This window comes from Bosea sp. BIWAKO-01 (assembly GCF_001748145.1).
Classification (GTDB): domain Bacteria; phylum Pseudomonadota; class Alphaproteobacteria; order Rhizobiales; family Beijerinckiaceae; genus Allobosea.
On record NZ_BCQA01000001.1, the window covers coordinates 1,573,494 to 1,599,155 of the forward strand.

The 25,662-nt window shown below is 66.1% G+C and carries 27 protein-coding genes; 19 read left to right on the top strand and 8 right to left on the bottom strand.

Annotation, left to right across the window (positions count from 1 at the left end):
* Nucleotides 1-648, top strand: coding sequence for an RdgB/HAM1 family non-canonical purine NTP pyrophosphatase (rdgB, locus tag BIWAKO_RS07210; RefSeq protein WP_069877956.1), 648 nt, complete (start codon nt 1-3; stop codon nt 646-648).
* Entirely contained in the window at nt 645-1,847 is a 1,203-nt protein-coding gene (hemW, locus tag BIWAKO_RS07215; protein ID WP_244523372.1) for a radical SAM family heme chaperone HemW, read from the top strand. The genes rdgB and hemW overlap by 4 nt, the downstream gene beginning before the upstream one ends.
* Nucleotides 1,848-1,949: 102 nt before the next feature.
* Here the strand turns inward: hemW and BIWAKO_RS07220 are convergent, their stop codons facing one another.
* Nucleotides 1,950-3,155, bottom strand: coding sequence for a penicillin-binding protein activator (locus BIWAKO_RS07220; RefSeq protein ID WP_244523373.1), 1,206 nt, complete (start codon nt 3,153-3,155; stop codon nt 1,950-1,952).
* A gap of 193 nt (nt 3,156-3,348) precedes the next feature.
* Between BIWAKO_RS07220 and rsmI the strand changes: the two genes are divergently transcribed.
* From rsmI to gshB, 3 genes are all read left to right on the top strand, one after another.
* Entirely contained in the window at nt 3,349-4,269 is a 921-nt protein-coding gene (rsmI, locus tag BIWAKO_RS07225) for a 16S rRNA (cytidine(1402)-2'-O)-methyltransferase (protein WP_069877957.1), read from the top strand.
* Nucleotides 4,266-4,646 carry a YraN family protein gene (locus BIWAKO_RS07230; protein ID WP_069877958.1) on the top strand — a complete coding sequence of 127 codons (381 nt, stop codon included), beginning with the start codon at nt 4,266-4,268 and terminating at the stop codon, nt 4,644-4,646. The genes rsmI and BIWAKO_RS07230 overlap by 4 nt, the downstream gene beginning before the upstream one ends.
* A gap of 70 nt (nt 4,647-4,716) precedes the next feature.
* Nucleotides 4,717-5,667 carry a glutathione synthase gene (gene gshB / locus BIWAKO_RS07235; protein ID WP_069877959.1) on the top strand — a complete coding sequence of 317 codons (951 nt, stop codon included), beginning with the start codon at nt 4,717-4,719 and terminating at the stop codon, nt 5,665-5,667.
* Between the two features lie 87 nt (nt 5,668-5,754).
* On the opposite strand, the gene BIWAKO_RS07240 is transcribed toward gshB, so the two are convergent.
* Nucleotides 5,755-6,543 (bottom strand): HesA/MoeB/ThiF family protein, encoded by a 789-nt coding sequence (locus BIWAKO_RS07240; RefSeq protein WP_069877960.1) that lies wholly within the window; start codon nt 6,541-6,543, stop codon nt 5,755-5,757.
* 160 nt (nt 6,544-6,703) lie between these two features.
* Here BIWAKO_RS07240 and BIWAKO_RS07245 point away from each other — a divergent pair, with 160 nt between their 5' ends.
* From BIWAKO_RS07245 to BIWAKO_RS07300, 12 genes are all read left to right on the top strand, one after another.
* A complete protein-coding gene (locus tag BIWAKO_RS07245) occupies nt 6,704-7,705 on the top strand; it encodes a BMP family lipoprotein (protein ID WP_069877961.1) in 1,002 nt (333 codons plus the stop codon).
* A 61-nt stretch (nt 7,706-7,766) separates the two neighbouring features.
* The gene (locus BIWAKO_RS07250; protein ID WP_069877962.1) at nt 7,767-8,504 is read left to right on the top strand and encodes an MBL fold metallo-hydrolase; all 738 of its coding nucleotides are present in this window, start codon (nt 7,767-7,769) and stop codon (nt 8,502-8,504) included.
* Nucleotides 8,501-10,027, top strand: a complete 1,527-nt coding sequence (locus BIWAKO_RS07255; RefSeq protein WP_069877963.1) for an ABC transporter ATP-binding protein — start codon at nt 8,501-8,503, stop codon at nt 10,025-10,027. Before BIWAKO_RS07250 ends, BIWAKO_RS07255 begins: the two co-directional genes overlap by 4 nt.
* On the top strand, nt 10,024-11,124 hold the full coding sequence (locus BIWAKO_RS07260) for an ABC transporter permease (protein WP_069877964.1): 1,101 nt from the start codon (nt 10,024-10,026) through the stop codon (nt 11,122-11,124). Before BIWAKO_RS07255 ends, BIWAKO_RS07260 begins: the two co-directional genes overlap by 4 nt.
* A gap of 2 nt (nt 11,125-11,126) precedes the next feature.
* On the top strand, nt 11,127-12,101 hold the full coding sequence (locus BIWAKO_RS07265) for an ABC transporter permease (protein ID WP_069877965.1): 975 nt from the start codon (nt 11,127-11,129) through the stop codon (nt 12,099-12,101).
* Entirely contained in the window at nt 12,101-12,514 is a 414-nt protein-coding gene (locus tag BIWAKO_RS07270) for a cytidine deaminase (RefSeq protein ID WP_069877966.1), read from the top strand. Before BIWAKO_RS07265 ends, BIWAKO_RS07270 begins: the two co-directional genes overlap by 1 nt.
* Before the next feature lie 57 nt (nt 12,515-12,571).
* Nucleotides 12,572-13,384 carry a purine-nucleoside phosphorylase gene (locus BIWAKO_RS07275; RefSeq protein WP_074471518.1) on the top strand — a complete coding sequence of 271 codons (813 nt, stop codon included), beginning with the start codon at nt 12,572-12,574 and terminating at the stop codon, nt 13,382-13,384.
* 2 nt (nt 13,385-13,386) lie between these two features.
* Nucleotides 13,387-14,148 carry a deoxyribose-phosphate aldolase gene (deoC, locus tag BIWAKO_RS07280; RefSeq protein WP_069877967.1) on the top strand — a complete coding sequence of 254 codons (762 nt, stop codon included), beginning with the start codon at nt 13,387-13,389 and terminating at the stop codon, nt 14,146-14,148.
* A complete protein-coding gene (deoA, locus tag BIWAKO_RS07285) occupies nt 14,148-15,476 on the top strand; it encodes a thymidine phosphorylase (RefSeq protein WP_069877968.1) in 1,329 nt (442 codons plus the stop codon). Before deoC ends, deoA begins: the two co-directional genes overlap by 1 nt.
* Complete coding sequence (locus BIWAKO_RS07290; protein WP_069877969.1) at nt 15,473-16,417, top strand: 2-hydroxyacid dehydrogenase; 945 nt, start codon at nt 15,473-15,475, stop codon at nt 16,415-16,417. The genes deoA and BIWAKO_RS07290 overlap by 4 nt, the downstream gene beginning before the upstream one ends.
* Before the next feature lie 102 nt (nt 16,418-16,519).
* Nucleotides 16,520-17,878 (top strand): esterase-like activity of phytase family protein, encoded by a 1,359-nt coding sequence (locus BIWAKO_RS07295; protein ID WP_069877970.1) that lies wholly within the window; start codon nt 16,520-16,522, stop codon nt 17,876-17,878.
* A gap of 214 nt (nt 17,879-18,092) precedes the next feature.
* Nucleotides 18,093-18,455, top strand: coding sequence for an SPW repeat protein (locus BIWAKO_RS07300; protein WP_069882250.1), 363 nt, complete (start codon nt 18,093-18,095; stop codon nt 18,453-18,455).
* A 70-nt stretch (nt 18,456-18,525) separates the two neighbouring features.
* On the opposite strand, the gene BIWAKO_RS07305 is transcribed toward BIWAKO_RS07300, so the two are convergent.
* From BIWAKO_RS07305 to nth, 4 genes are all read right to left on the bottom strand, one after another.
* Nucleotides 18,526-19,332, bottom strand: a complete 807-nt coding sequence (locus tag BIWAKO_RS07305) for an ATP-binding cassette domain-containing protein (RefSeq protein WP_069877971.1) — start codon at nt 19,330-19,332, stop codon at nt 18,526-18,528.
* A gap of 15 nt (nt 19,333-19,347) precedes the next feature.
* Complete coding sequence (locus BIWAKO_RS07310; protein WP_084652168.1) at nt 19,348-20,589, bottom strand: sugar ABC transporter permease; 1,242 nt, start codon at nt 20,587-20,589, stop codon at nt 19,348-19,350.
* A 64-nt stretch (nt 20,590-20,653) separates the two neighbouring features.
* Nucleotides 20,654-21,703, bottom strand: a complete 1,050-nt coding sequence (gene xylF / locus BIWAKO_RS07315; RefSeq protein ID WP_069877973.1) for a D-xylose ABC transporter substrate-binding protein — start codon at nt 21,701-21,703, stop codon at nt 20,654-20,656.
* Between the two features lie 104 nt (nt 21,704-21,807).
* Entirely contained in the window at nt 21,808-22,509 is a 702-nt protein-coding gene (gene nth / locus BIWAKO_RS07320) for an endonuclease III (protein WP_069877974.1), read from the bottom strand.
* A gap of 20 nt (nt 22,510-22,529) precedes the next feature.
* On the opposite strand from nth, the gene BIWAKO_RS07325 reads away from it, so the two are divergent.
* Entirely contained in the window at nt 22,530-23,069 is a 540-nt protein-coding gene (locus BIWAKO_RS07325) for a DUF2244 domain-containing protein (RefSeq protein WP_069877975.1), read from the top strand.
* A 69-nt stretch (nt 23,070-23,138) separates the two neighbouring features.
* On the top strand, nt 23,139-23,525 hold the full coding sequence (locus BIWAKO_RS07330; RefSeq protein ID WP_069877976.1) for a YybH family protein: 387 nt from the start codon (nt 23,139-23,141) through the stop codon (nt 23,523-23,525).
* A 91-nt stretch (nt 23,526-23,616) separates the two neighbouring features.
* On the opposite strand, the gene BIWAKO_RS35890 is transcribed toward BIWAKO_RS07330, so the two are convergent.
* Both BIWAKO_RS35890 and BIWAKO_RS07340 read right to left on the bottom strand, forming a co-directional pair.
* A complete protein-coding gene (locus BIWAKO_RS35890) occupies nt 23,617-24,828 on the bottom strand; it encodes an HD-GYP domain-containing protein (protein ID WP_069877977.1) in 1,212 nt (403 codons plus the stop codon).
* Between the two features lie 162 nt (nt 24,829-24,990).
* Nucleotides 24,991-25,593 carry a class I SAM-dependent DNA methyltransferase gene (locus BIWAKO_RS07340; protein WP_069877978.1) on the bottom strand — a complete coding sequence of 201 codons (603 nt, stop codon included), beginning with the start codon at nt 25,591-25,593 and terminating at the stop codon, nt 24,991-24,993.
* Between the last annotated feature and the right edge of the window lie 69 nt (nt 25,594-25,662).

Below are 25,662 nucleotides of genomic sequence, written 5' to 3' on the forward strand. Positions count from 1 at the left end.
ATGAGCGGACATCGGCTTCTCCAAGGCAAGGTCGTGATTGCGACCCATAATCAGGGCAAGCTGCGCGAAATGCGCGAGCTGATGGCGCCCTATGGCGTCGATCTGGTCTCAGCCGGTGAACTCGGCCTGCCCGAGCCCGAGGAGAATGGCCACATGTTCTCGGAGAATGCCGCGATCAAGGCGGTGGCCTCTGCGCAAGCAAGCGGCCTGCCGGCGATTGCCGATGATTCCGGCCTGTGCATCGATGCGCTCGACGGAGCCCCTGGCCTGTTCTCCGCCAACTGGGCCGGGCCGGGCAAGAACTTTGCCCCGGCGCTCGCCCGCGTGCAGGCCGAGCTCGCCAAGCGCGGCGCAACGACCTCCGACAAGCGTCGGGGCCATTTCGTCTCCGCGCTGGTCATCGCCTGGCCGGACGGACACCAGGAGCTGTTCGAAGGCCGCGTCTATGGCGAGATCATCCATGAGCCGCGGGGCCCTTCAGGCTTCGGCTATGATCCGATTTTCAAGCCGGACGGCCGCGCCAAGACCTTTGGCGAAATGTCTTCCGATGAAAAGCACGGCGTGCCGGATGATGGTTCGGAGGCGTTGTCGCATCGCGCCCGCGCCTTCCAGCTTCTCGCCGCAGCCTGCCTGAGGCTGCCCCAGTGAACGCGCCGGCCGCCATCGCCGAGCGACAGGCGGTCCCGCCGCATCCGACCGCGGATGCCGGTTTCGCGGTCTATGTGCATTGGCCATTCTGCCTGGCCAAATGCCCCTATTGCGACTTCAACTCGCACGTGCGGCACACGCCGCCCGACCAGCAGCGCTTCATCGAAGCCTTCAGGCGCGAAATCGCGCACCGCGCCCAGCTGGCGCCCGGACGCACCGTCTCCTCGATCTTCTTCGGCGGCGGCACGCCCTCGCTGATGGAGGGCCGCACGGTCGGCGCAATCCTCGACGCGATCGGCGGCGCCTGGGCGGTCGACCCGAATTGCGAAGTCTCGCTCGAGGCAAACCCGACCAGCGTCGAGGCTGGACGCTTCCGGGACTTCCGCGCCGCCGGCGTCAACCGCGTCTCGCTCGGCGTGCAGGCGTTGAACGACGCCGACCTCAAGGCGCTCGGCCGGATGCACTCGACCCAGGAAGCGCTCGATGCGGTCGCGATCGCGCGGCGCTATTTCGAGCGCTACTCCTTCGACCTGATCTATGCCCGCTCCGTCGAGCAGAATCCCGCGCTCTGGCGCGAGGAACTCGAACTCGCCATCAGCCATGCTGCCGAGCATCTCTCGCTCTACCAGCTCACCATCGAGCCCGACACCGCCTTCGCAGCCCTGTACAAGGCCGGCAAGTTGAAGGTGCCGGACTATGAAGTCGGCGCCGCACTCTACGAGACGACGCAGGAGATCACGGCAAAGCACCGCCTGCCGGTCTACGAGATCTCGAACCATGCCAGGCCGGGCGCCGAATGCCGGCATAATCTCGTTTACTGGCGCTATGGCGAATATGCCGGCATTGGCCCCGGTGCGCATGGAAGGCTGGTCACGGCGGACGGCCGGATGGCGCAATCGACCGAGAAGCGACCGGAAGTCTGGCTCGAGCGCGTCGAGACCGAAGGGCATGCGCTGGTTGAGAACGAGTGCCTGAACGCCGAGGCGCAAGGCGACGAATATCTGCTGATGGGCCTGCGACTGGTCGAGGGCATCGATCCGGTCACGTTCAGGGCGCTTTCCGGGCGTGAACTGAAGTCTTCCCGCGTCGACAGCCTGATGAAGGAGGGGCTGCTGACACGCAAGCCCGGCGGCAAGCTCGCCGCGACACCGGTTGGGGCGCTTGTCCTTGACGCGTTGGTGGCGGATCTGGCGGCCTAGACCTGCCGCCGCCCATGCCCGGCCTTGCGCCGGGCATCATTTTATTTCTGAGAACCGATGAGCGGCGGGTCGCAGCGCCCGGAAACCGCGAGCGGGGCCCTGTTACGTCCTCGGCCCAAGATCTCGCGGCGCGGCATTCACCGTCACGATCTGGCCATTGCGCAGTTCGAGAACCGCAAGCCCGCGCTCGATCTGCCCATCCGGACGGAAACGGAAGACGCCGTCCGCGCCGGCGAAGCCCTGCGGGTTGGTCAGAACCGATTCGGAGAAACGCTGGCTTCCCTGCGTCCGCGCCAGTGCCGCCGCCAGCGAGACCGCATCATAGGCCAGTGTCGCGGTGCGGGTGGGCGCACTGTTGAAGCGCTGCTGATAGCGGCCTGCAAAGGCGTTGAAACCAGCTGTGTCGGGCGATGCGAACCAGCCTCCCTGGATCGCCGGGACGCGCGCGACGCTGGCATCGTTCCAGACGCCGGTGCCGAGAGGTTTCACCTTGGCCGGATCGAACCCGGCTTGCTGAAGTGCTAATCCAAGCGCCGGCATGGTGTCGGCGGCGGCCGGGACGAAGAGCGCGTCCGCCTGCTGCAGGGCCGGCACGAGGCGCTGGACGGCGGTGCGCATGCTGGCCTGGTCGGAGCCGAAACGCTCGATGATGACCGCCCGCGCCCCGCGATTGGCGACGGCCTGCTGGAACGCGGCCTCGACGACCCGGCCATAGGCGGTGTCGGGAACCAGCGCGGCAAAGGATTTGCGCCCCTGCGACGAGGCATAAGCGATCACGCGATTGACGTCGTTCTCGGGCGGGAAGGAGAGCAGATAGACTCCGCGCGAGGCGACATTGTTATCGCTGGAGAAAGCCATGATCGGGCGGTTGGCGCCGCGCGCCACTTGAGCGGCAGCCTGCACCGAAGGTGCAAAGAGCGGCCCGATGATCAGCTCAGCGCCTTCACGCAGCGCTTCCTGGGCCGCGGCCTGCGCGCCTTCCGGCGAGCCGCGATCATCCTTGACCAGCAGCGTGAGGTCGGCGCCCGGGAATTCGGCAAGCGCCATCTCGGCAGCGTTCTTCAGGGAGTTGCCGACGACCGCGCCCTGCCCCTCGGCAGTCAGGGGAAGCACGAGGCCGACCTTGACCTTACCGGCGCCGATGGTCTGGCCGGTCGGCACTTCGCCGCCTGGGGCCGCGGAGCCACCGTCAAAGCCCGGCAGACCGGACGTGCCGCCGCTGCAGGCCGCGAGCCCAAGCGAAACACCAAGGGCCAGAGCCGCCAGACGCAGCCTCGAGACCGGAAGGGGGAGCCGTTGGAGCCGCACGGGATCATCTCCAGTCGAGAACGGGGGAACGCGGTCATTGCGACCGTCCAGCTTGCAGCCCCCCGACCGCGGAGAACTCCTGCCAGTACGACATGGTATTTTCAAGTTGTTAACTCTGTCTTGCCGCATCCGAAACGAGGCGCAGCCGCGTGCAGCCGTGGCATAAGGGCGCCGGCTGTGGCAGCTTGCGGACATGTCTGCTCCGTCCTCCGCTCCGCCTGCATCTCAGCGTGCACCCAGCTACACGGCCTTCGGTCTCCGCGCCGAAGCGGAGGCACTGGCGCCGGGCCTGCACATCGTCGCAACCCCGATCGGCAATTTGCGCGACATCTCGTTTCGCGCCCTGGCGACGCTCGCCGCCGCCGATGCCGTGCTCGCCGAGGACACACGCACCAGCAAGACGCTGCTGGCGCATTACGGGATCTCGACACCGCTCCTGCCCTATCACGAGCACAATGCCGCGCAGATGCGGCCGAAGATCCTGGCCAAGCTGCGGGAAGGCGGGCGACTTGCCCTGATCTCCGACGCGGGCACGCCGCTGGTGTCGGACCCTGGCTACAAGCTGGTCGCCGATGTCGTCGCCGAAGGCCTGCCGGTTACTGGCATTCCCGGCCCCTCGGCCGTTCTGGCGGCGCTGGTGCTTGCTGGTCTGCCGACGGACCGGTTCTTCTTCGAAGGCTTCCTGCCGCCGAAATCGGCCGCGCGGCGCGGACGGCTGACCGAGCTGGCGGTCATTCCAGGGACCCTCGTCTTCTTCGAATCACCGCGCCGCCTCGCCGAGATGCTCGGCGATGCCGGCGCAGTGCTGGGCGCAAGGCCGGCAGCGGTCGCCCGCGAACTGACCAAGTACCACGAAACCGTGCAACGCGGGACGCTGGCTGAACTCGCCGCCCATTATGGCGAGGAGGAAGAAGCACGCGGTGAGATCGTCGTGATCATCGGTCCACCCGGAGCCGAGGCTCTGCTTCCAGCGGGAGATGTCATCGATGAGCGTCTGCGCGAGGCCATGGCGCGGCTCTCGCTCAAGGAGGCGGTCGCGCAGGTCGCCGCCGAGACGGGGCAGCCGCGCCGCAAGGTCTATGCGCGCGCCCTCGAACTGACCCGCGAGCCTTGAGAGCCAGGGCTCGCAGCCAGAAGGCCAGACGAGCCGGAACGACCGGCCAGCGCGGCGAACTGCTGGCGATCCTGTGGCTTGCCGCGAAGGGCTACCGGCCGCTCGCCCGGCGCTTCGGCGGCAAGGGCGGCGAGATCGACCTCATCGTGAAGCGCGGACGCACCATCGCCTTCGTCGAGGTCAAGGCCCGGGGCCTGCTCGACGATGCGCTGACCGCGATCACTCCCGAGAAACGCCGGCTGATCGAGGCGCGCATCCGGCAATGGCTCTCGCGCAATGCCTGGGCGATGGACCATCATTTGCGAGCCGATGCCGTCTTCGTCGCGCCCTGGCGTCGGCCGCGCCATGTGCCCGGCGCCTTCGAGCTGATCCTGTGACGCGCAGCCTGCCCCTTGCACAGGCATGGGGCCTGGGCCGATATGAGGCCGCGCAACAGGAACCTTGCCCATGACCCTTGCCGTCGCCATCCAGATGGACCCCATCGAACGCGTCAGGATCGCCGGCGATACCGGCTTCGCCTTGATGCTGGAGGCACAGCGGCGCGGGCACAGGCTCTCCACCTACACGCCGGACAAGCTCTCTCTGCGGGACGGCAAGGTCACCGCGCCGATCCGGCCGGTCGAGGTGCGCGATATCGAGGGCGACCATTTCACCCTCGGCGCCGAGGAGCGCACCGATCTCTCGACGCTCGATGTCGTGCTGCTCCGGCAGGATCCGCCCTTCGACATGGCCTACATCACCTCCACGCACATGCTGGAGCGCATTCATCCGAAGACGCTGGTCGTCAACGATCCCGCGCAAGTGCGCAACGCGCCCGAAAAAATCCTGGTCACGCATTTCCCCGAACTGATGCCGCCGACCCTGATCACCCGCGACAAGGCCGAGATCGAGGCCTTTCGCGAGGAGTTCGGCGAGATCGTGATGAAGCCGCTTTACGGCCATGGCGGCGCGACCGTGTTCAAGACCGGGAAGGGCGACCCCAATTTCGGCTCGCTGTTCGATCTCTTCTCCGGGATCTTCAAGGAGGCCTGGGTGGTCCAGCGCTTCATGAAGGAGGTCAGCGCCGGCGACAAACGCATCCTGCTGGTGGACGGCAAGGCGGCAGGCGCGGTCAACCGGGTGCCGGCCGACGGTGACCTGCGCGCCAACATGGTGCGCGGCGGCGCCGCCGCACCGACCGACCTCTCCAAGCGCGAACTCGAGATCTGCGAGGCGATTGGCCCGACACTGCGCGAGCGAGGCCTGATCCTGGTGGGCATCGACGTGATCGGCGGTAACCTCACCGAGATCAACGTCACGGCGCCGACCGGCGTTCGCGCCGTCAAGAAGCTGGGTGGGCCGGATATCGCCGCCCAGGTCTGGGATGCGATCGAGACGAAGGTGAGCAGCCGAGGCTAAGGACTCCCGCCATTGCGCGGAGCCGGCTTCCCGACGGAGCGAAGCCGCATCTGTCCCGAAGGGCAACGGATCATCAGGGCCGGGGGCTCAGGCGCTCCTGGCGATCGCCGTCCCGTTCAACGGATTGGCGGCGTCCCAGTCGTAGCGCATCGTATCGAAGCGCATCGTCATCGCGTCGACGAGCAGGAGCTTGCCGACCAGCGGCTCTCCGAAGCCGGTGATTGCGCGGATCACCTCCAGCGCCATCAGTGAGCCCATCACACCGGCGAGCGCGCCCAGCACACCGGCCTCGGCACAGGGTGCGACCGTGCCCGGCGGCGGCGGATTGGGAAAGAGACAGCGATAGGTCGGGTTCGGCCGCCCGTCCGGCCGCTTCTCATGCGGGCGCAGCGTGGTCAGCGACCCATCGAAGCGGCCAAGGGCCGCGGTGACCAGCGGTTTCTTCTCGTAGAAGCAGGCATCGGCCACGGCGTACCGCGTCTCGAAATTGTCGGTGCCGTCGGCGATCACGTCGTAGAAGGCAACCATGGCGCGGGCATTATGCGGGTCGATACGGGTGACATGCTCCTCGACCGCGACATGCGGGTTGAGCCGCTTGATGAAGCCCGCGGCCGCCACCGCCTTGGTTGCACCGATGTCGGCACTGCTGAAGATGGTCTGACGCTGCAGGTTCGAAAGCGAGACATGATCGGCGTCGACGATACCGATCATGCCGACACCGGCGGCGGCAAGATACTGGATCAGCGGCGCGCCAAGGCCGCCGGCGCCGATCACGAGTACGCTGGTCGATTTGAGTTTGGCCTGCCCCGGACCGCCGATCTCCGGCAGCACCAGATGGCGCGCATAGCGTTCGATCTCGTCACCGTGCAGGCTCATGCACCAGAGTTAAGCCGAACCGCTGAATTGGGCAATCGTGGCGTTGGCGGGGCCAAGGGAAATGGCCTGCCGCCCGGCTTGGCCGGGCGAGGAAGCCGTGCCATCGTGCGCACAGGCAGGGGCGGAGAAACCGCGCCGCGCGTTCACAGGGGAAGCACATATGCGGGTCAGATCTCTTGCGCTGGCGCTAGCGGGCGTCGCCTTTTCGGCTCTCGCCGCCATGGCGCAAACCGCAATCAAGCCGGCAGTCGTCTATGACAAGGGCGGCAAATTCGACAAATCCTTCAACGAAGCTGCCTTCATCGGCGCCGAGAAATTCAAGAAGGAAACCGGCGTCGAGTTCCGTGATTTCGAGCCGACCAACGAGGCGCAGATCGAGCAGGCCCTGCGGCGCTTCGCGCGCGACGGCCATTCCCCGATCATCGCGGTCGGCTTCAGCCAGGCGACCGCCCTGCAAAAGGTGGCAGCCGAATTCCCCGACCTGAAATTCACGATCATCGACATGGTCGTCGACCTGCCGAACGTGCAGTCGGTCGTGTTCAAGGAGCATGAGGGCTCCTATCTCGTCGGCCTGCTCGCCGGCATGGCATCCAAGAGCGGCAAGGTCGGGTTCGTCGGCGGCATGGATATCCCGCTGATCCGGAAATTTGCCTGCGGTTATGTCCAGGGCGTCAAGGCGGCGAAGAAAGATGGTGAGGTCTTCCAGAACATGACGGGCTCGACGCCCTCCGCCTGGAACGACCCGGTGAAGGGCGGCGAGCTTGCCAAATCGCAGATCGACCGCGGCGCCGACGTGATCTACCACGCCGCCGGCGGCACCGGCATCGGCGTGCTGCGCGCTGCGGCGGATGCCGGCAAGCTCGGCATTGGCGTCGATTCCAACCAGAACGCCTTGCAGCCGGGCAAGGTGCTGACCTCGATGCTGAAGCGCGTCGATGTCGCGACCTACGCCTCCTTCAAGGCGGCCCGCGAGGGCGGCTGGAAGCCGGGCATTTCCGTGCTCGGGCTGAAGGAGGACGGCGTTGCCTGGGCGCTCGACGATGCCAACCGGGCATTGATCACGCCCGAGATGAAGGCCGCCGCCGACAAGGCGCGCGACGACATCATCGCCGGCACGGTGAAGGTCCACGACTACATGTCGGACTCTAAGTGCACGATGTGAGGAGCAGGCGCATGACGCCCTCTCCCTCTCGGGGAGGGCGTCGCTTCGGGGCCGCATCCGGATGAAGATCACCATCCTTGGCTCCGGCGACGCCTTCGGTTCCGGCGGGCGGTTCAACACCTGCCTGCTCGTCGAGGCTGCCGGCGAGCGCATGCTGCTCGACTGCGGCTCGTCGAGCATGGTCGCGCTGAATAAGGCGGACGTCGCCCGCAACCCGATCTCGAGCCTGCTGTTCACGCATTTCCATGGCGACCATTTCGGCGCACTGCCGGCCTTTCTGCTCGATGCGCAATTCGTCTCGCGCCGGAACGAGCCCCTGACCATCGCAGGGCCGGCCGGCATCGAACACCGAGCATGGCACGCGCTGGAGGCCGATTTCCCCGGCGCCTCGGCCAACCCCTGGCGCTTCCCGATCCGGTTCATCGAGGTGACGCCGGCAGCACCGGCGATGTTGGCCGGGCTCGCGGTCACCGCCTTCCCGATGGTGCATGACGAGCGCGCCGGCCCTTGCCAGGGCTATCGACTGGCACGCGACGGCAAGGTCTTTGCCTTTTCCGGCGATACGGCCTGGAGCGATGAGCTGATCACCTTGGCCGCCGGAGCCAACGTGCTGCTTGTCGAGTGCTACAATTACGACCGGCCGCTGGCCAACCATCTCGACTACAAGACGCTCGCGGCACGGCGCGGCGATCTCGCGACCCCGCGCATCGTGCTGACCCATATGGGGCCGGGCATGCTTGCCTATAGTGGGCCGTTGCCGGAAGAGCGGGCCCATGACGGCCTGGTGATCGTGCCATGAGCGCTCCCGCCATCGAACTGATCGCGATCAGCAAGCGCTTCGGCCCGGTCCTGGCCAACAAGGACGTCTCGCTTTCCGTCTCCGCCGGCTCGATCCACGGCATCGTCGGCGAGAACGGAGCCGGCAAATCGACACTGATGTCGATCCTCTACGGCTTCTATGAGGCCGATTCCGGCGAGATCAGAGTCGCAGGCCGGCCCTTGCGGATTCGCAGACCGGCGGATGCGATCACGGCCGGCATCGGCATGGTCCATCAGCATTTCATGCTGGTCGAACCGCTCAGCGTCGTCGAGAACGTCGTGCTCGGCGCGGAGGGCGGGAAGCTGCTCAAGGGCGGCATCGCCAGGGCGCGGGCCGAGCTTGCACGCCTTTCCCGCGACTACGGCCTCGCCATCGACCCGGACGCCATCGTCGGCGATCTCTCCGTCGGCTTTCAGCAGCGCGTCGAAATCCTGAAGGCGCTCTATCGCGGCGCCGAGATCCTGATCCTCGACGAACCCACCGCCGTACTGACCCCGTCGGAAGCCGACCAGCTCTTTGCGCTGCTGCGGTCGCTGAAGGCGCAGGGCAAGACGGTGATCCTGATCACCCACAAGCTGCGCGAGGTCATGGATGTGACCGACACCGTCTCGGTGATGCGCCGGGGTGAGATGATCGCGCATGTCGAGACCGCTCGGACCTCGCCTCCTGAGCTTGCCGAAGCCATGGTCGGACGGCGCGTGCTGCTGCGGGTGGAGAAGACGGTGCATCCGCGCGGGGCACCCGTTCTGGAGGCTGCAGGCCTCGGTTTCTGCGACGAGCGTGGTTGCGAGAAGCTCAGCGATGTCAGCCTGACGCTGCATGCCGGCGAGATCGTCGGCATCGCCGGTGTCGCCGGCAATGGCCAGAGCGAGCTGCTCGAGGTGCTTGCAGGGCTGCTCTCGCCATCGCGCGGCGTCATCCGGCTCGACGGCCAGATCCTCGGCGCTGGCGACCGAACGCCCGCCAATCTGCGCGAGCTCGGGCTGATGCATATTCCCGAGGACCGCCACAGGATGGGACTGGTCACCGCCTTTCCCGCGGCCGAGAACAGCATCCTCGGCTACCAGGACGACCCGGCCTTCGGACCAGGCCCCTTCCTCTCGCCGACCAGGATCGCGGCGCACGCGTTCGCCGGAATGACGGCGTATGATGTGCGCCCGGCAGACCCGTCCCTGAAGGCCGCGAAATTCTCGGGCGGCAATCAGCAGAAGATCGTGCTGGCCCGCGAGATCGAGCGCGCGCCAAAGGTCCTGCTGGTCGGCCAGCCGACACGCGGCGTCGATATCGGTGCGATCGAGTTCATCCATCGCCGCCTGATTGCGCTGCGCGATGCGGGCGTTGCGATCCTGCTTGTTTCGGTCGAGCTCGAGGAGGTGATGGCGTTGTCCGACCGGATCCTGGCCATGTGCGGGGGCCGGATCACCGGCGAGCGAGCAGCCGAGGCCACCAATGAGCGCGATCTCGGCCTGCTGATGGCCGGTGTGAACCAGGAAGCCGCATGAGCGCCACGCCGATCGACTTGCCGCGCTGGGCCGATGCCGGGCTGGTTCCGCTGGTCAGCGTCACTGCAGCGCTCCTTGTCGCCGGGCTGGTGGTGCTCGGCATCGGCGAGAGCCCCCTGGAAGCCACGGCCCTGCTTCTCAAGGGTGCCCTCGGCAGCATCGAGGGATTGGGTTTCACGCTCTATTACACCACGAATTTCATCTTCACGGGCCTCGCCGTCGCCGTCGCCTTCCATGCCGGGCTGTTCAACATCGGCGGCGAGGGCCAGGCGACCATCGCCGGCATCTTCCTCGCGCTGGCTTGCCTCTGGCTCGCGCCCCTGCCCGGCATCCTGCTGGTGCCGCTCGCCATCCTGGCGGGAGCGGCAGGAGGCGCGCTCTATGGCTTCATCCCCGGCTGGCTGCAGGCGACGCGCGGCAGCCATGTCGTCATCACCACGATCATGTTCAATTTCCTGGCCGCGACGCTGAGCGTCTATCTGCTCGTCAACGTGATGGGGAAACCGGGTTCGATGCAGGCAGAGACCCCGGAATTCGCCGGACACGCCGTGTTGACGCCGATGCACCAGTTGCTCGCGCCGCTCGGGATCAAGCTGCCGGCGACCCCCCTCAACACCGCTTTCCTGCTCGCGCTCGCCGCGCTCGTCGCAATCTGGGCGCTGATCTATCGCTCGCGCCTCGGCTACGCGATCCGCACCGTCGGCGCCAATCCGCGCGCTGCCGCCTATGCCGGCATTTCGCCCGCCCGGATGACCATGGTTGCGATGGCACTCTCCGGCGCCCTGGCTGGCGGGCTCGCGGTCAACGAGGCGATGGGCGTACAGCATCGCCTCCTGATCGATTTCACAGCCGGCTACGGCTTCGTCGGCATCGCAGTCGGGCTGATGGGGCGCGGGCACCCGGTCGGCGTGGCGCTCTCCGCCTTCCTGTTCGGCGTGCTCTATCAGGGCGGTGCGGAACTCTCCTTCGACAAGCCGACCATCACCCGCGACATGGTCGTCGTGATCGGCGGGGTGGTCATCCTCTTCGCCGGGGCGTTGGACGGGCTCTTTCGCAAGCTCGTCGCGAACGGCCTCCGCCTCAGACGGGTGGCCTAGTCATGGACTGGCTTACGACCATCGCCGTCATCCTCGATTCCACGATCCGATTGTCGATTCCGCTGCTCTGCGCGGCACTCGCCGGGCTGTGGTCCGAACGCTCCGGCGTCGTCGATATCGGGCTGGAAGGGAAGATGCTGGTCGCGGCCTTCGCTTCCGCCGTCGCAGCCTTCGTGACCGGCTCCGCCTGGGCGGGGCTCGGCGCCGGCATCCTGGCCTCGGTCCTGCTCTCGCTCGTCCACGGCTTCGCGGCGATCACCTGGCGCGGCAACCAGATCGTCTCCGGCGTCGCCATCAACATGCTCGCGGCGGGCGTCACCGTGGTGCTCGGCAATGCCTGGTATGGACAGGGAGGACGGACCCCGCCGCTCGAAGGGGCCGCGCGCTTCGGCGATCTCACCCTGCCCTTCGCCGGGGCCATGCGCGAACACGTCCCCGTCCTCGGCCTTCTCTACGATGAGGTCATTTCCGGCCATGGGGCACCGGTCTATCTCGCCATCCTCGCGGTTCCCATCACCGCCTTCGTGCTGAAGCGCACACGATTCGGCTTGCGGCTGCGCGCCGTCGGCGAGAACCCTGCAGCGGTCGATACCGCCGGCATCTCGGTCGCCGGGCTGCGCTATGGCGCGGTGGTGATCTGCGGCGTGCTTTGCGGGCTGGGCGGCACCTATCTCGCCGTTTCGCAATCGGCCGGCTTTCTGCCGCAAATGACGGCGGGAAAGGGCTTCATCGCGCTCGCCGCCGTGATCTTTGCCAATTGGCGTCCCTGGCCGGCGCTGGGGGCCTGCCTGCTCTTCGGGCTGCTCGATGCCATCGCGATCCGGCTGCAGGGCGTGCTGCTTCCTGGTATCGGGCAGGTTCCCGTCCAGGCGATCCAGGCCCTGCCCTATCTTCTCACCGTCATCCTGCTTGCTGGTTTCATCGGCAAGGCCGTGCCACCGAAGGCCTCCGGCCTTCCCTATGTGAAGGAGCGTTGATGAGTGAGTCTGCGCCCAATTTCGACGCCCTCTTCGCTACGGCCAGGCGCGCGCAGATCCGGGCCTATGCGCCCTATTCCGCATTCCGGGTCGGCGCCGCCATCCTCGATGACAACGGCGCGATTCATTCCGGCTGCAATGTCGAGAACGCCTCCTATCCCGTCGGGGTCTGCGCCGAGGCCGGCGCCATCTCCGCGATGATCGCGGCGGGCGGACGGGCGATCCATGCCGTTCTGGTCCTTGGCGACGGCGAGGAGCTGGTCACCCCGTGCGGCGCCTGCCGTCAGCGCATCCGCGAGTTCGCCGCCCCGGAAACACCCATCGCGATTGCGGGCCCCGATGGCATGCGTGCCCGGTTTTCGCTCGCCGAGCTGTTGCCAGCCTCGTTCGGACCGGCCAATTTGCGCACCTGATTTGCGCAGGCCCGCGCGCATCCGCGTGCAGGCCGACCCCGATACTGAGGCATTGGAATGGCGGCTGACCCGAGTTTCGACAAGGCAGCGGGAACGCTGATCGACCGCGGCGTCGACGGTGGGATCGACTGCGCCTTCGTGCTCGGCACCGGGCTCGGCCGCATCGTCGACGATGTGGTGGACCCGGTCGTCATTCCGTTCGCGGAGATTCCGGGATTCCCGCAGGGCCATGTCTCGGGCCATGCCCGTGCCGTCTGCTATGGCACGCTGCACGGCAAGCGCGTCCTGATCTTCCAGGGGCGGGCGCATTTCTACGAAACCGGAGATCCTGCGGTGATGCGCGTGCCGATCGGCATGCTGACAGCCTTCGGCTCGCCGCCACTGGTCCTGACCAACGCATCGGGCTCGCTGAAGCCGGACCTGCGGCCCGGCAGCCTCGCCCTGATTACCGACCACATCAATCTCAACGCGCCGAACCCGTTGATCGGCGACACCGGCGACGGGCGCTTCGTACCGATGGTCGATGCCTATGATCCGCATCTCCGGGCGCGCCTGAAGAAGGCGGCGGCCGCTGCAGGCGTCAATATGGGCGAAGGGGTCTATATGTGGTTCTCCGGGCCGAGCTTCGAGACGCCGGCCGAGATCAGGATGGCGAAGATGCTCGGTGCCGATCTCGTCGGCATGTCGACTGTACCGGAGGTCATCATCGCGCGCCGGCATGGCATTCGCGTCGCCGGCATCTCGGTGATCACCAATATGGGAGCGGGTATTCTTGGCGGCGCGCCGAGCCACGGGGAGACCCGTGACGTTGCGGCGGCCGCCTCGACGGGTCTGCGGCGCCTGTTCCGCTCTCTCCTGGCGGAGCTCTAGGGATGACCGATCTTGATGCCGCAGCCCGTGCACTGAGTCTCCTCGACCTGACCGATCTCTCGGACCAGGCGAGCGAGGCCGGCACCCTGCAACTTTGCGCGCGCGCCGTCGCAGCACCTGGCCCCGTTGCCGCCGTCTGCATCTGGCCGCGCTTCGTCGAGATTGCGCGCAAGGCGCTGCGCGACTCGACCATGAAGATCGCAACCGTGGTCAATTTCCCGGCCGGGGGCAGCAATTGCACGCTGGTTGCCGGAGATGTCGCGGAGGCACTGGGGGACGGCGCCGATGAGATCGACCTCGTCCTGCCCTGGCGCGCCTTTCTCGATGGCGACAGCGACATCGCCCGCGAGATGGTGGCGAGCGCCAAGGACCAGTGTGGCGACAGGCTGCTGAAGGTCATCCTTGAAACCGGCGAGTATCCTGATCTCGACGCGGTGAAGCGAGCCTCAATCCTCGCGATTTCGGCCGGAGCCGACTTCATCAAGACCTCGACCGGCAAGACAGCCCATTCCGCCAGCCTGTCGGCAGTCGAGACCATGCTGGCCGTCATCAAGGCAGCCGGACGGCCGGTCGGCATCAAGCCCTCAGGCGGGATCAAGACGCTTCCCGACGCGAACGCCTATCTTGCGCTGGCCGACAAGGCGATGGGGCCGGATTGGGCTAAGCCCTCCACCTTCCGCATTGGCGCCAGCGGCCTGCACCAGGTCCTCGTCGACATCATCGAGGGCAGGACCGCCGGCGAACGGATCGACGGGGCCTATTGATGCGGCTGCCTCAGGAGATCATTGCCGCCAAGCGCGATGGCGGCACGCTTCCCGGCGAGGATATCCGCCAGATCGTCGCCGGGCTGACCAACGGTTCCGTCAGCGAGGGCCAGGCCGCCGCATTCGCCATGGCCGTATTCTTTCGCGACATGAACGCCGAGGAACGCGTTGCCCTGACGCTCGCCATGCGCGATTCCGGCACGGTCCTGAACTGGGACGACCTGCCTGGTCCCGCACTCGACAAACACTCGACCGGCGGCGTCGGCGACACGGTCAGCCTGCCTCTGGCCGCAGTTGTCGCGGCCTGCGGGGGCTATGTGCCGATGATTTCGGGACGTGGCCTCGGCCATACCGGCGGCACGCTCGACAAGCTCGATGCGGTGCCGGGATATGTGACGCAACCGGATATCGCGGTGTTCCGCAAGGTCGTGCGCGAAACCGGCTGCGCCATCATCGGCCAGACCGCCGATCTCGCCCCCGCCGACAAGCGCCTCTATGCCATCCGCGACGTGACCGCGACGGTCGAGACGATCCCGCTGCTGGTGTCCTCGATCCTGTCGAAGAAGCTCGCCGCGGGCCTGCACGGCCTGGCCATGGACGTGAAATTCGGCTCCGGCGCCTTCCTGCCCGACTTCAACAAGGCGCATGACCTCGCAGAGGCACTCGTCGGTGTCGCCAATGGCGCCGGCCTGCCGACAACCGCGCTGATGACCGACATGGCCGAGCCGCTCGCGTCGGCTGCCGGCAACACGCTCGAAGTCGCCTATGCTCTCGACCACCTGACCGGACGCCGGCGCGAACCACGCTTCCATGAGGTGACCGTGGCACTGGCCGCCGAGATGCTGCTGCTCGGCAAGCTTGCGCATAACCTCGACGAAGCCCGGGCGAAGATCGAGGCAGCTTTCAGCAGCGGCGCCGCCGCGGAGCGTTTCGCGGAGATGGTGGTCGCGCTTGGTGGCCCGGCCGACCTGCTGGAGAAGCCGACAAAGCATCTCGCGCCCGCCCCGGTCGTCCGGGCGGCCTATCCAACCTCGAGCGGAGCCGTGCGCACCGTCGACACGCGTGGTGTCGGGCTTGCCGTGGTGGCGCTTGGCGGTGGGAGGACGCGTCCGCAGGATGCGATCGACCATGCTGTCGGTCTCATAGAACTGGCAGGGCTTGGCCAGGATGTCGGGCCGGAACGGCCGCTCGCGATCATCCATGCCCGCGACGAGGCCAGCTTCACCGCGGCCGAGGCCCGGCTGCGGCGGGCCTACACACTCGGCGAGGACGCGGCCGGACACGGTCCGCTGATCGCGCAACGCATCACGGAGACTTCAGGATCATGAGTCTGCTTCTGGCAATGACCGGCTGGCATGTCGAGGATTGGCGGGGGCGATTTGCCGCCCTGCTGCCGGAACTCCCGGTCGTCACGCTCGGCGAGCCCTTCGACCGCCGGGCCGTGCATTACGTCGCGAGCTGGAAGCATCCCGAGGGAAGCCTCGCGGGCCTGCCCAATCTCGCAGCGATCTTCTCGCTCGGCGCCGGCGTTGACCACATCTTCGCCGATAGCCGCCTGCCGCCAGTGCCGATCGCGCGCGTGGTCGATCCTGATCTGACGACACGCATGAGCGAATACATCGTGCTGCACTGCCTGATGCATCTCCGTCAGCAGCGCCGCTACGATCGTCAACAACTGGCCAAATCCTGGGAAGACGACCGCAACCAGCCGGCCGCCCGCTCGGTGCGTGTCGGCGTCATGGGGCTCGGCGAGCTTGGGCTCGACGCGGTGCGAAAACTGCAGGTCCTCGGCTTCGACGTCGCCGGCTGGAGCCGGTCGCCGAAGAGCGTCGACGGGCTTGTCACCTTCGCCGGGGAAGACGGCATGGCAGGTTTCCTCGCCCGCACCGACATCCTGGTCAGCCTCCTCCCGCTGACACCGGATACGCGTGGGGTCATCAATGCAAAGCTGCTCGGCGGTCTCGCGCAGGACGGGCGGCTCGGCGGGCCGTTCCTGATCAATGCCGGTCGCGGCGGCCTGCAGGTCGAGACCGATATCCTTTCCGCACTCGAAACCGGCACGCTGAGGGGGGCGACGCTGGACGTGTTCCAGACCGAGCCATTGCCGGCCGATTCCCCGCTCTGGAGCCACCCGGCCGTGACCGTGACACCGCATAATGCCGCGATGTCGGACCCGGAGGCGATCGCGACACTGATCGCGGCGCAGATCCGGCGGCTGCAGGCCGGCGAAGCGCTGGAGCATGTCGTCGATCCCGCCCGGGGTTACTGAGCGGCCTGCCGCTCCGTCACGCAAGCGTCACGGCACCGTCGTTGTGCTGAGATGCTGCACCGCCAAGCCGGCGCGGTCTTCTTACCCGCGCCGGAGTGACCCATGCGCCTTGCCCTCGCCGCAGCCCTGCTGCTGTCCTCGACCATGCTCGCCGGTGCGCAGGACGCGCCGAAGGAATTCCCCGCCAAGCTCGTCGGCCATGCGCTCCTGCCGGCCAACACCATCATCCCGGCCCCGGCCGATGCGCCGGCTGACCTCAAGGTCTCCGGCAAGTTCGTCCAGCCCGGCAAACGCGTCGAGGCCGTCGGCACCGTGATGGGCACGTCGGGCGGCCGCCCGACCGGGCTGTCCACACCATTTGCCGGTCAGCCGGTGCAGGGCTTCTCCGGCATCCGCTCACTCGGCAACGGCGAGTTCCTGGTGCTGACCGATAACGGCTTCGGCTCCAAGGTGAACTCGCCCGACGCGATGTTGTTCTTCCATCGCCTCAAGGCCGATTTCAACGGCGGCAAGATCGAACGTCTCGCGACCACCTTCCTGCACGACCCCGACAAGAAGGTGCCGTTCCGTATCGTCCACGAGGGCACCGAGAAGCGCTATCTGACCGGCGCCGATTTCGACCCCGAATCCATCCAGCCGATCGGCGGCAAGTTCTGGATCGGTGAAGAATTCGGCCCCTACCTGATCCGCGTCGACGGCAACGGCAAGGTCGAGGCGGTGTTCGAGACCACGGTCGACGGCAAGCCGGCGCGCTCGCCCGACCACTACGCCGTGACGACGCCTGGCGCGCCGAACCTGCCCGTCGAGTTCAATGTACGCCGCTCCAAGGGCTATGAGGGCATGGCGGCCTCGCCGGACGGGCGTTTCCTCTTCCCGCTGCTCGAAGGCCCGCTCTGGAACGCCGAGACCAAGGGCAATGAGGAAGTCGACGGCAAGGAAGTGCTGCGCATCCTCGAATTCGACGTGCAGAACGAGAAGTGGACCGGCCGCTCCTGGTTCTTCCCGCTCGACCAGAAGGGCCTCGCCATCGGCGACTTCAACATGATCGACGCCACCACGGCCTTGATCATCGAGCGCGACAATGGCGAAGGCACTGCCGACAAGGCCTGCGCGCCCGGCCAGAAGGGCCCGGACTGCTTCCACGACCTCGCCAAGTTCAAGCGGATCGTGAAGATCGAGATGACCGACGCCAATGTCGGCAAGTCGGTGCGCAAGATCGGCTTCATCGACCTGATGAAGATCGCCGACCCGGACAAGAAGGCGAAGCAGGGTGCCATCGACGGCGTGCTGCCCTTCCCCTTCTTCACCATCGAGAACGTCGATGTCGTCGACCGCGCCAACGGCATCATCATCGTCGGCAACGACAACAACCTGCCCTTCTCCTCGTCGCGCGACCCGAAGAAGGCCGATGACAACGAACTCGTGCTGCTCTCGGTCAAGGACCTGCTCGACGCCAAGTGAGCGAGGCGACCGGGCTTGCACCGACCAAGTCGTAGCCAAGTAAGCCTCCCGCAGTGCGCAGCACTCGCAACATCATGGCCGGCCTAGTGCCGGCCATTGTCGTTTCGACCTGACGAACTTGAACAGCTCTTCTGGCAACACCACATTTCCCTTACTAAGCGCCTTCAGGCGCTTGGTACGGTGGTTTGGATGATCGTCACTGATGGAGGTGATCATGTTGACCGCGAATACGGACGACAAACGGCCGCAGGACTTGTGCAACCTTCTCCTCGCCGCGTGCCTGTTCATCTCTCCCTGGATCATGCGTTTTACGGGCGACATGATGGCCGCCCGCAACGCCTGGATCGTCGGTGTCGTGCTCGCCCTCGTGGCGGTCGCGGCGCTCTCGATGTTCAAGGAATGGGAGGAGTGGGTGAACCTGGTGCTCGGCGTCTGGCTGATGGCAGCTCCCTGGGTGCTCGGCTTTACTGGCAACTTCAACGCGTTCTGGACCCACACGGTCCTCGGCGTGCTGACGGCTGGGGTCTCGGCCTGGGCTGTCTGGGACTACCGGCACGAGCCGCACGCGACGGCCTGAACGGGTCGCGACACCGCGCGATCTCCTGACCCGCCGCTGCAAGGCGGCGGGCTCTATGGAACGCCCCACACTACGCCTGGCCGCGCAGCGCGCCCGGCCCCGGAGTGGCGCCCGCGGGACATTTCCCCGAGATGATCATCGCCAGCACCTCGTCCTGCGTCACATCGCTGGTGCGCGCGGTACCGACAACCCGGCCGTTCTTCATGACGCTGACCCGGTCGGCGAGGTCGAAGACGTCATGCAGGTCATGACTGATCAGGAAGATGCCGATTCCCTGACGCTTCAACTCAAGGATGAGGTCGGCAACCTGTTTCGTCTCCGCAGGCCCGAGTGCTGCCGTCGGCTCGTCCATGATCAGAACCCGGGCGTTGAAGTAAATCGCGCGCGCGATCGCAACCGACTGACGCTGACCGCCCGAGAGCGCTTTGACCGGCTCCTTGAAGCGCCGGAAATGCGGATTGAGCCGTCCCATCACCTTGCGCGTCTCGGATTCCATCGCGGAATCATCCAGCGTGTGCCAGGGCGTCAGCAGCTCCCGTCCAAGGAAGATATTGGCTGCGGCATCGACATTGTCGGCCAAAGCCAGGGTCTGGTAGATCGTCTCGATGCCGTAGCGCTTGGCATCGCGCGGATTGGCAATGGCAGCCGGCTCGCCGCTGATGCGGATCTCGCCGGCATCCGCCCGGTAGGCTCCCGACAGGATCTTGATCAGCGTCGATTTGCCGGCACCGTTATGACCGAGCAGGCCGACGACCTCGCCGGCCTTGAGGTCGACACTGACAGTGTCGACCGCCTTGATGCCGCCGAAGGCGATCGAGATGTCGCGCATCTCGACGAGCGCTGGGGTCTCGATGTCCCGGGCCGTGGCGAGGCTCATGACGTCCGTCCTCCCTCAGCTCAGCTTGCGACGATAGAGCCCGTCGAGCCAGACGGCCACGACCAGCACCACGCCGACGACGATGTTCTGCAGCGGCGTATCGACACCGATCAGCACCATGCCCGATTGCAACGACTGCATCACCAGCGCGCCCAGCATCGCACCCGCGATAGTGCCGACACCACCCGCAAGCGATGTGCCGCCGATCACCGCCGCCGCAATGACATAGAGCTCGTCGAGCGCTCCGGCCGAATTCGTCGCCGCATTGAGGCGGGCCGTGGAGATGCAGGCGGATATGCCGACAAGTACCCCCATCAACCCGAAGACCAGGGTCAGCACCTTGCGGGTGTTGACGCCTGAAAGCTGCGCCGCCTCGGGATTGCCGCCGATCGCGAAGACATAGCGGCCGAAACGCAGCCGCTTGGTCAGGAAGCTCATCACGATGCCGACCGCCAGCGCCAACAGCACGGGAACCGCAAGGCCATGGCCGATGGTCAGCCCGCCCTCCGGCCAGACGAGTCCCCTGGCCTCGACCAGGCGGCGCGCAACGCCGGCCGGCAGAGGATAGGCATTGGCGACCATCACGGTGCCGAGCACGGCGCCGCAGCCAAGCGCGGCAATGGCGCCTTCAGCCCAGACCGGCCGCAAGCCGAAACCGAAGCGCCGCCGGCGGCGGCGGGCAAGCACGATCCCGGCAAGGATCAAGGCGCAGATCACCAGACCGATCGCCCAGGATGGACCCGTGCCGATCGCGCCTTCGATGCCGCCACCAAGGGGGCGGAAACGTGTGTCCATCGGCGCGATGGTCTGGCCCTGCGTCACCCACCAGGCTGCGCCACGCCAGACCAGCAGGCCGCCGAGCGTGACGATGAAGGAGGGAATGGCGAGATAGGCTATCAACGCCCCCTGGAACAGGCCGAGGACGCCGCCGAGCGCGACGGAAACCAGGATGCTGATGAACCATGTGGCGGGATGCTCGAAGCCAAGCAGCTCCGGCAGCAGTCGCGCCTGGACCAGCCCGACCACCATGCCGACGAAGCCGAGCATCGAACCGACCGAGAGGTCGATATTGCGCGTCACGATGACAAGCACCATGCCGCAGGCCATGACGGCGATCGATGCCGTCTGGACCAGCAGATTCCAGAGATTTCGCGGTGTCAGGAAGGCTCCGTCGGAAAGCCAGTTGAAGCCGAGCCAGATCACCCCGAGCGCGGCGACCATGCCGATCATGCGCGGATCGAACTCGATCTCGCGCATGTGGTCGGCCACGCTCCTTGCGCCTGGCCCCGGCACCTTCTCAGAAACCGGGGCTGGAGCGACCTCAGTCACAAGCCTTGACCTTGCCCGCTGCAACGCCTTGGCAGACAGCGGCCTTTGGCGCCCAGCCCGCCTCGATCACCACACCGAGATTGTCCTTCGTCACCGGTACGGGCTTGAGGAAGAGCGCCGTCATCGCCTGCTTGGTCGGCCCCTGGTTCCAGCTTGCCGCGCCCGCGATCTCGGTCAGCTTGGCGCCGCCCGCAAGCTTGATCGCGATCTCGGCCGCATTCCGCCCGAGCTCCCGTGCATCCTTCCAGACCGTCACCGTCTGCGTCCCGAGCGCGACGCGGTTCAATGCCGCGCGATCGGCGTCCTGGCCGGAAACCGGCACCGAGCCGGCTAGCCCCTGCGCGGCCATCGCCGCAATGGCGCCGCCGGCCGTTCCGTCATTGGCCGCGATCACCGCGTCGACCTTGTTGGCATTGCGGGTCAGGAACTGCTCCATGTTGCGCTGGGCGTTCGCAGGGAGCCAACCGTCGGTAAAGGCCTCGCCGACATTCTTGATCTTGCCGGAATCGATTGCCGGCTTCAGAATCTCGACGGAGCCCTGATAAAGGAAGCCGGCATTCGGATCGGAGCTCGATCCCTTGATGAAGACGAAGTTTCCTTCCGGTTTCGCCTTCTGGACCTCGCGCGCCATCATGCGACCGACCTCGACATTGTCGAAGGTCAGGTAGAAGGCCTGCGGGATCTCGATCAGCCGGTCATAGCCGACAACTGCAATGCCTTCATTGACCGCCTTCTCGACGGCGGGCCGGATGGCCTGCGCATCCTGGGCCAGGACGATCAGGGCCTTGGCACCACGGGCGATCAGGCTTTCGACATCGGTGAGTTGTTTGGCGGGAGAGGATTGCGCATCGGCCGAGAGATAGGTGCCGCCGACCTTCTCGATCGCCGCCTTGATTGCGGCCTCGTCGGTCTTCCAGCGTTCTTCCTGGAAATTCGACCAGCTGACCCCGACGACCGGGCCCTTCGTCTGAGCAAAGGCAGGCGAGAAGCCGCCCGCTGCCGCCAGGGCAACACCGGCGGCAAGCATCATATGTCTGAGCATGGCAATCTCCCGCGATTCCTCTGGCCGTGCGCTCTCTTGGGGGATCGCCTGGTCAGCGTCCGGAGCGCCTCACATTCAGAGGACAGCCTATCGCGAGAAAGGCGTCAAGCCACCCGCTTGTCGGGGGAGTCGCAGAGATCGTTGAGCAGGCAGCGGTCGCATTCGGGGCGCAGCGCCTTGCAGATGTAGCGGCCGTGCAGGATCAGCCAATGATGGGCATGGCGGCCGAATTCCGGCGGTACCGCCTTCTCCAATCCCATCTCGACTGCGAGCACGGTCTTGCCCGGCGCGATGCGCAGGCGATTGGCGATGCGGAAGACATGGGTGTCGACGGCGTGGGTGATCTCGCCGAAGGCGATGTTGAGCACGACATTGGCGGTCTTGCGCCCGACACCGGGCAGGCTTTCGAGCGCGGCACGGTCCGCAGGGACCTCGCCACCGAATTCCGCAATCAGCTTCTCGCTGAGCAGGATCACGTTCTTCGCCTTGGTGCGGAACAGGCCGATCGTCCTGACCAGCTCGCGCACCTTGTCCTCGCCGAGCGCCACCATCTTCTGCGACGTGTCGGCAAGCTCGAAGAGCTTGCGCGTTGCCTTGTTGACGCCCGCATCGGTCGCCTGCGCCGACAGCACGACGGCGACCAGCAAGGTGAAGGCGTTGGTCGCCTCGAGTTCGCCCTTGGGCTCGGGATTGGCGGCCTGGAAGCGCAGAAAGATCTCACGGATGCCCGCCGCGCTGCGCGGTCTCGGTGTCGTGATCCTTGCCAGGCCCTGGCCGCGGCCCGCAGGCCTGTTCCGTTCGCTCATGTGGGCGTTATAATTGCGCAATGAGCATCGGCAAGCACGATCGCGATGGATATGCCGGCGAGCCGACGCAGACCACGGAGCGGCCGGTCTTCGACGCGACCATCACTCCGCATCGCTCGCTCGGCCGGAACGGCTTTCGCATCGTGATGACGCTCGTCTGCCTCGCCAGCATCGTCTCCTCGATTCCCTTCGTCGTGCTGGGCGCGTGGCCGGTCGCCGGCTTTTTCGGCCTCGACATCCTCGCACTCTTCATCGCCTTCAAGGTCAATTTCAACGCGGCGCGCGCCTTCGAGCGCATCGTGGTGACCCCGCTCGAGGTGCTGCTGCGCAAGGTCTCGCACCACGGCACGGAGGCAATCTGGCGCTCCAATCCGGCCTGGACCAAACTCGAGAGGGAGCGAGACGAGGATTACGGGCTGATGGGGCTCTCGCTGGTCTCGCGTGGCCGCAGCGTATCGGTGGCTGCCGCGCTCTCCCCGCAGGAGCGGGAGGGTTTCGCGGATGCACTCGGCGCCGCGCTCGCCAGCGCAAGGCGGGGTACGGATTTCAGCACGGCGTGAAGGCCGGCAACCTCTCGCACCCGGCAACCATGGCCCCTGCGCTGGTAATCCCCCCTTGAAGGAGGCGGCATGGGTGATGACGAGAGGGAGATACGCACGCTCATCGAGAAATGGCTCACCGCGAGCAAGGCCGGCGATGTGGCATCGGTGCTGGAGCTGATGACGGAGGATGCCATTTTCATGGTTCCGGGGCAGGCCCCGTTCGGCAAGGCGACGTTCGCCGCAATGTCCGACACCATGAGCGACCTCAAGATTGAGGGAAACAGCACGATCGACGAGTTGAAGGTCCTTGGCGACTGGGCCTTCGTGCGCGGTCATCTCGACATGACCGCGACATCTCTCGCCACAGGCTCATCGCGGCACCGGGCCGGCTACACGCTGACCCTGTTCAGGAAGGAGGCAGACGGGCGCTGGAGGCTGGCACGGGATGCCAATCTGCTGACGGAGATGGAGTGATCCGGGTGTGCCGGAAGCGGCAGGCTGATCCAGCCCAGACTTGAAGGGCCGTGGCGGGGATACGAGCCGAACTGGCCGCCTGAGTCCTGACCTAAGGGCCGTCCGAGAATGTCCGGTGGATCGTCTCGAAGCTGGCAGCGATCTCTACGAAGACATCGGTCAGCGCGGGATCGAAATGGCGCCCTCGGTCGCCGACGATGATCTCGACCGCCTGGGCGTGCGGGAGCGCCGATTTGTAGGTCCGCTCGGTGACGAGGGCATCATAGACATCGGCGATCGCCATCAACCGCCCCGAGAGAGGGATCTCTTCCCCCTTCAGTCCTCTTGGATAGCCGCTGCCATCCCATTTCTCGTGATGGCTATGGGCGATCTCCATGGCCAGGCCAAGGAACGAACTCACTCCACCGAGATGCCGCTCGGCCTCGGCAATAGCCTGCCGGCCCAACTCGGCATGCGTCTTCATCACTGCGAACTCGTCCGCGTCGAGCCTGCCGGGCTTGAGCAGGACGCTGTCGGGGATGCCGACCTTGCCGATGTCGTGCAGTGGCGCGGATTTGTAGATCAGATCGACCATATCCGTATCGAGCACCTGCATGTACAGACCACGGTCGCGCGAAGCGTTGGCGAGGGCCCGAACATAATGCTGGGTGCGGCGGATATGGTTTCCCGTCTCGCTGTCTCGGGTCTCGGCCAGCGATGCCATTGCCAGGATGACTGCGTCCTTCGCCCGCACAGCCTCTTCCTTGGCCGCACGAAGCGAGTTGAGGAGAGCGACATTGGTCATCGCGACGGCAGCGCTGTTGGCGATGCGCTTGAGAACGATGACGCTGGCTTCGGACGGCGGCTGCTTGCTCGCCCAATAGGCTCCGATTGCAGCGACGGGGTCCTCCGGCCGAACCGGAACCATGACGAGGCTGCGCACGAATGTCGGACGATAGGCGGCGTGCGGGATACGGCTGTCGGCATAGATATCGTCGATGACGACGACCTCGCGATGCCCCATCGCCCAGCCGGAAATGCAGGATTCAAACGGGAAGCGCTGGCCCTTCCAGAGCGGCGCGATCGCATCCTCGTCGGCATAGTAGCATTGGTCGCCCTCGCGCAGGACGAAGGTGATTCCGTCTGCGCCAACAAGCCTTCGCGCGCTGCCGCGCACGATCGCCATGATCTCGTCGAGACCCCGCGCCATCGATAGCTCGAGAGATAATTCCTCCAGATCAGTGAGTGGGACGTCGTAGGGGATGTTCTTGGTCAGAACCCCCATTTCATCGTTGAGGCTAAGCAGATGAGGCGGCTCGCTCATGGAACAGCTCGACGATCCACATAATGACGCTAGGGAACCACGGCACGCTACAGGATGGAACACGTGCTTTCACAGTGTTTTCGACATTTGCGGGAATGTCATTAACAGGCAGTGCAAAAGCAGCCCCACACCCGGCCGCCCCATATGATTGCGGGCTGGCCTCTACCTCAACCCTGCCAGCCAGATCGTGTGCCCTCCGCAGGCTGGATCCTCGACGACATGGGACACGACGTCGAAGCCGTTCTCATCAAGCAACCCCCTGTACTCCGCAGGCGCCAGGCTCGCGTGATAGAGCCGCTCGCCCTCGAAGGAGCCGATTGCCTCGCCATGCCGAGGCCCGCTGGTGAACATCAGCGCCGCGCCTGGCGCAGCATGCTCTCTGAAGATCGGGAACATCGACCGCTGGTCTTCGGGATTGAGATGAAAGAAACTGTCCCAGGCAATCAGCCCGTCAAAGCGGCGTTCAAGCGAAAGCTTGCGCATATCGGCGACCTGCCAGTCATCGGCCGGGAAGCGTTGCCTGCAGAGATCAATCAGGGGTGCGCAGGCATCGATGCCGGTCACGCCGTGGCCATTCTCGATGAAATAGCGGCCAATCGGCTCCGCAGCGCCGCAACCGATGTCGAGAATCGATGCTCTGGCCGGGAGGAGTTGCAGGAAGCGATCAAGCCAGGTCCTTTCAACGAGCGTCCTGGATCGAACCTCGTCGAAGGCGCGCGCATGGCGCCGGTAGAGGCCGATGATCTCCTGGTCCAGTCGGGACATGGTAGCAGACGGCTCGAATCGCGTGGCGAGGCCGCAGAGCTTGCCAGCTTTCGGGTGGAGGCGGCATCC

Bases quoted from the DNA above. Each gene is read 5' to 3' on its own strand.
- rdgB (WP_069877956.1), top strand. From the start codon at position 1: ATGAGCGGACATCGGCTTCTCCAAGGCAAGGTCGTGATTGCGACCCAT.
- rsmI (WP_069877957.1), top strand. From the start codon at position 3,349: ATGTCTGCTCCGTCCTCCGCTCCGCCTGCATCTCAGCGTGCACCCAGC.
- gshB (WP_069877959.1), top strand. From the start codon at position 4,717: ATGACCCTTGCCGTCGCCATCCAGATGGACCCCATCGAACGCGTCAGG.
- BIWAKO_RS07240 (WP_069877960.1), bottom strand. From the start codon at position 6,543: ATGAGCCTGCACGGTGACGAGATCGAACGCTATGCGCGCCATCTGGTG.
- BIWAKO_RS07245 (WP_069877961.1), top strand. From the start codon at position 6,704: ATGCGGGTCAGATCTCTTGCGCTGGCGCTAGCGGGCGTCGCCTTTTCG.
- BIWAKO_RS07250 (WP_069877962.1), top strand. From the start codon at position 7,767: ATGAAGATCACCATCCTTGGCTCCGGCGACGCCTTCGGTTCCGGCGGG.
- BIWAKO_RS07255 (WP_069877963.1), top strand. From the start codon at position 8,501: ATGAGCGCTCCCGCCATCGAACTGATCGCGATCAGCAAGCGCTTCGGC.
- BIWAKO_RS07260 (WP_069877964.1), top strand. From the start codon at position 10,024: ATGAGCGCCACGCCGATCGACTTGCCGCGCTGGGCCGATGCCGGGCTG.
- BIWAKO_RS07265 (WP_069877965.1), top strand. From the start codon at position 11,127: ATGGACTGGCTTACGACCATCGCCGTCATCCTCGATTCCACGATCCGA.
- BIWAKO_RS07270 (WP_069877966.1), top strand. From the start codon at position 12,101: ATGAGTGAGTCTGCGCCCAATTTCGACGCCCTCTTCGCTACGGCCAGG.
- BIWAKO_RS07275 (WP_074471518.1), top strand. From the start codon at position 12,572: ATGGCGGCTGACCCGAGTTTCGACAAGGCAGCGGGAACGCTGATCGAC.
- deoC (WP_069877967.1), top strand. From the start codon at position 13,387: ATGACCGATCTTGATGCCGCAGCCCGTGCACTGAGTCTCCTCGACCTG.
- deoA (WP_069877968.1), top strand. From the start codon at position 14,148: ATGCGGCTGCCTCAGGAGATCATTGCCGCCAAGCGCGATGGCGGCACG.
- BIWAKO_RS07290 (WP_069877969.1), top strand. From the start codon at position 15,473: ATGAGTCTGCTTCTGGCAATGACCGGCTGGCATGTCGAGGATTGGCGG.
- BIWAKO_RS07295 (WP_069877970.1), top strand. From the start codon at position 16,520: ATGCGCCTTGCCCTCGCCGCAGCCCTGCTGCTGTCCTCGACCATGCTC.
- BIWAKO_RS07300 (WP_069882250.1), top strand. From the start codon at position 18,093: ATGTTGACCGCGAATACGGACGACAAACGGCCGCAGGACTTGTGCAAC.
- BIWAKO_RS07305 (WP_069877971.1), bottom strand. From the start codon at position 19,332: ATGAGCCTCGCCACGGCCCGGGACATCGAGACCCCAGCGCTCGTCGAG.
- BIWAKO_RS07310 (WP_084652168.1), bottom strand. From the start codon at position 20,589: ATGCGCGAGATCGAGTTCGATCCGCGCATGATCGGCATGGTCGCCGCG.
- xylF (WP_069877973.1), bottom strand. From the start codon at position 21,703: ATGCTCAGACATATGATGCTTGCCGCCGGTGTTGCCCTGGCGGCAGCG.
- nth (WP_069877974.1), bottom strand. From the start codon at position 22,509: ATGAGCGAACGGAACAGGCCTGCGGGCCGCGGCCAGGGCCTGGCAAGG.
- BIWAKO_RS07325 (WP_069877975.1), top strand. From the start codon at position 22,530: ATGAGCATCGGCAAGCACGATCGCGATGGATATGCCGGCGAGCCGACG.
- BIWAKO_RS07330 (WP_069877976.1), top strand. From the start codon at position 23,139: ATGGGTGATGACGAGAGGGAGATACGCACGCTCATCGAGAAATGGCTC.
- BIWAKO_RS35890 (WP_069877977.1), bottom strand. From the start codon at position 24,828: ATGAGCGAGCCGCCTCATCTGCTTAGCCTCAACGATGAAATGGGGGTT.
- BIWAKO_RS07340 (WP_069877978.1), bottom strand. From the start codon at position 25,593: ATGTCCCGACTGGACCAGGAGATCATCGGCCTCTACCGGCGCCATGCG.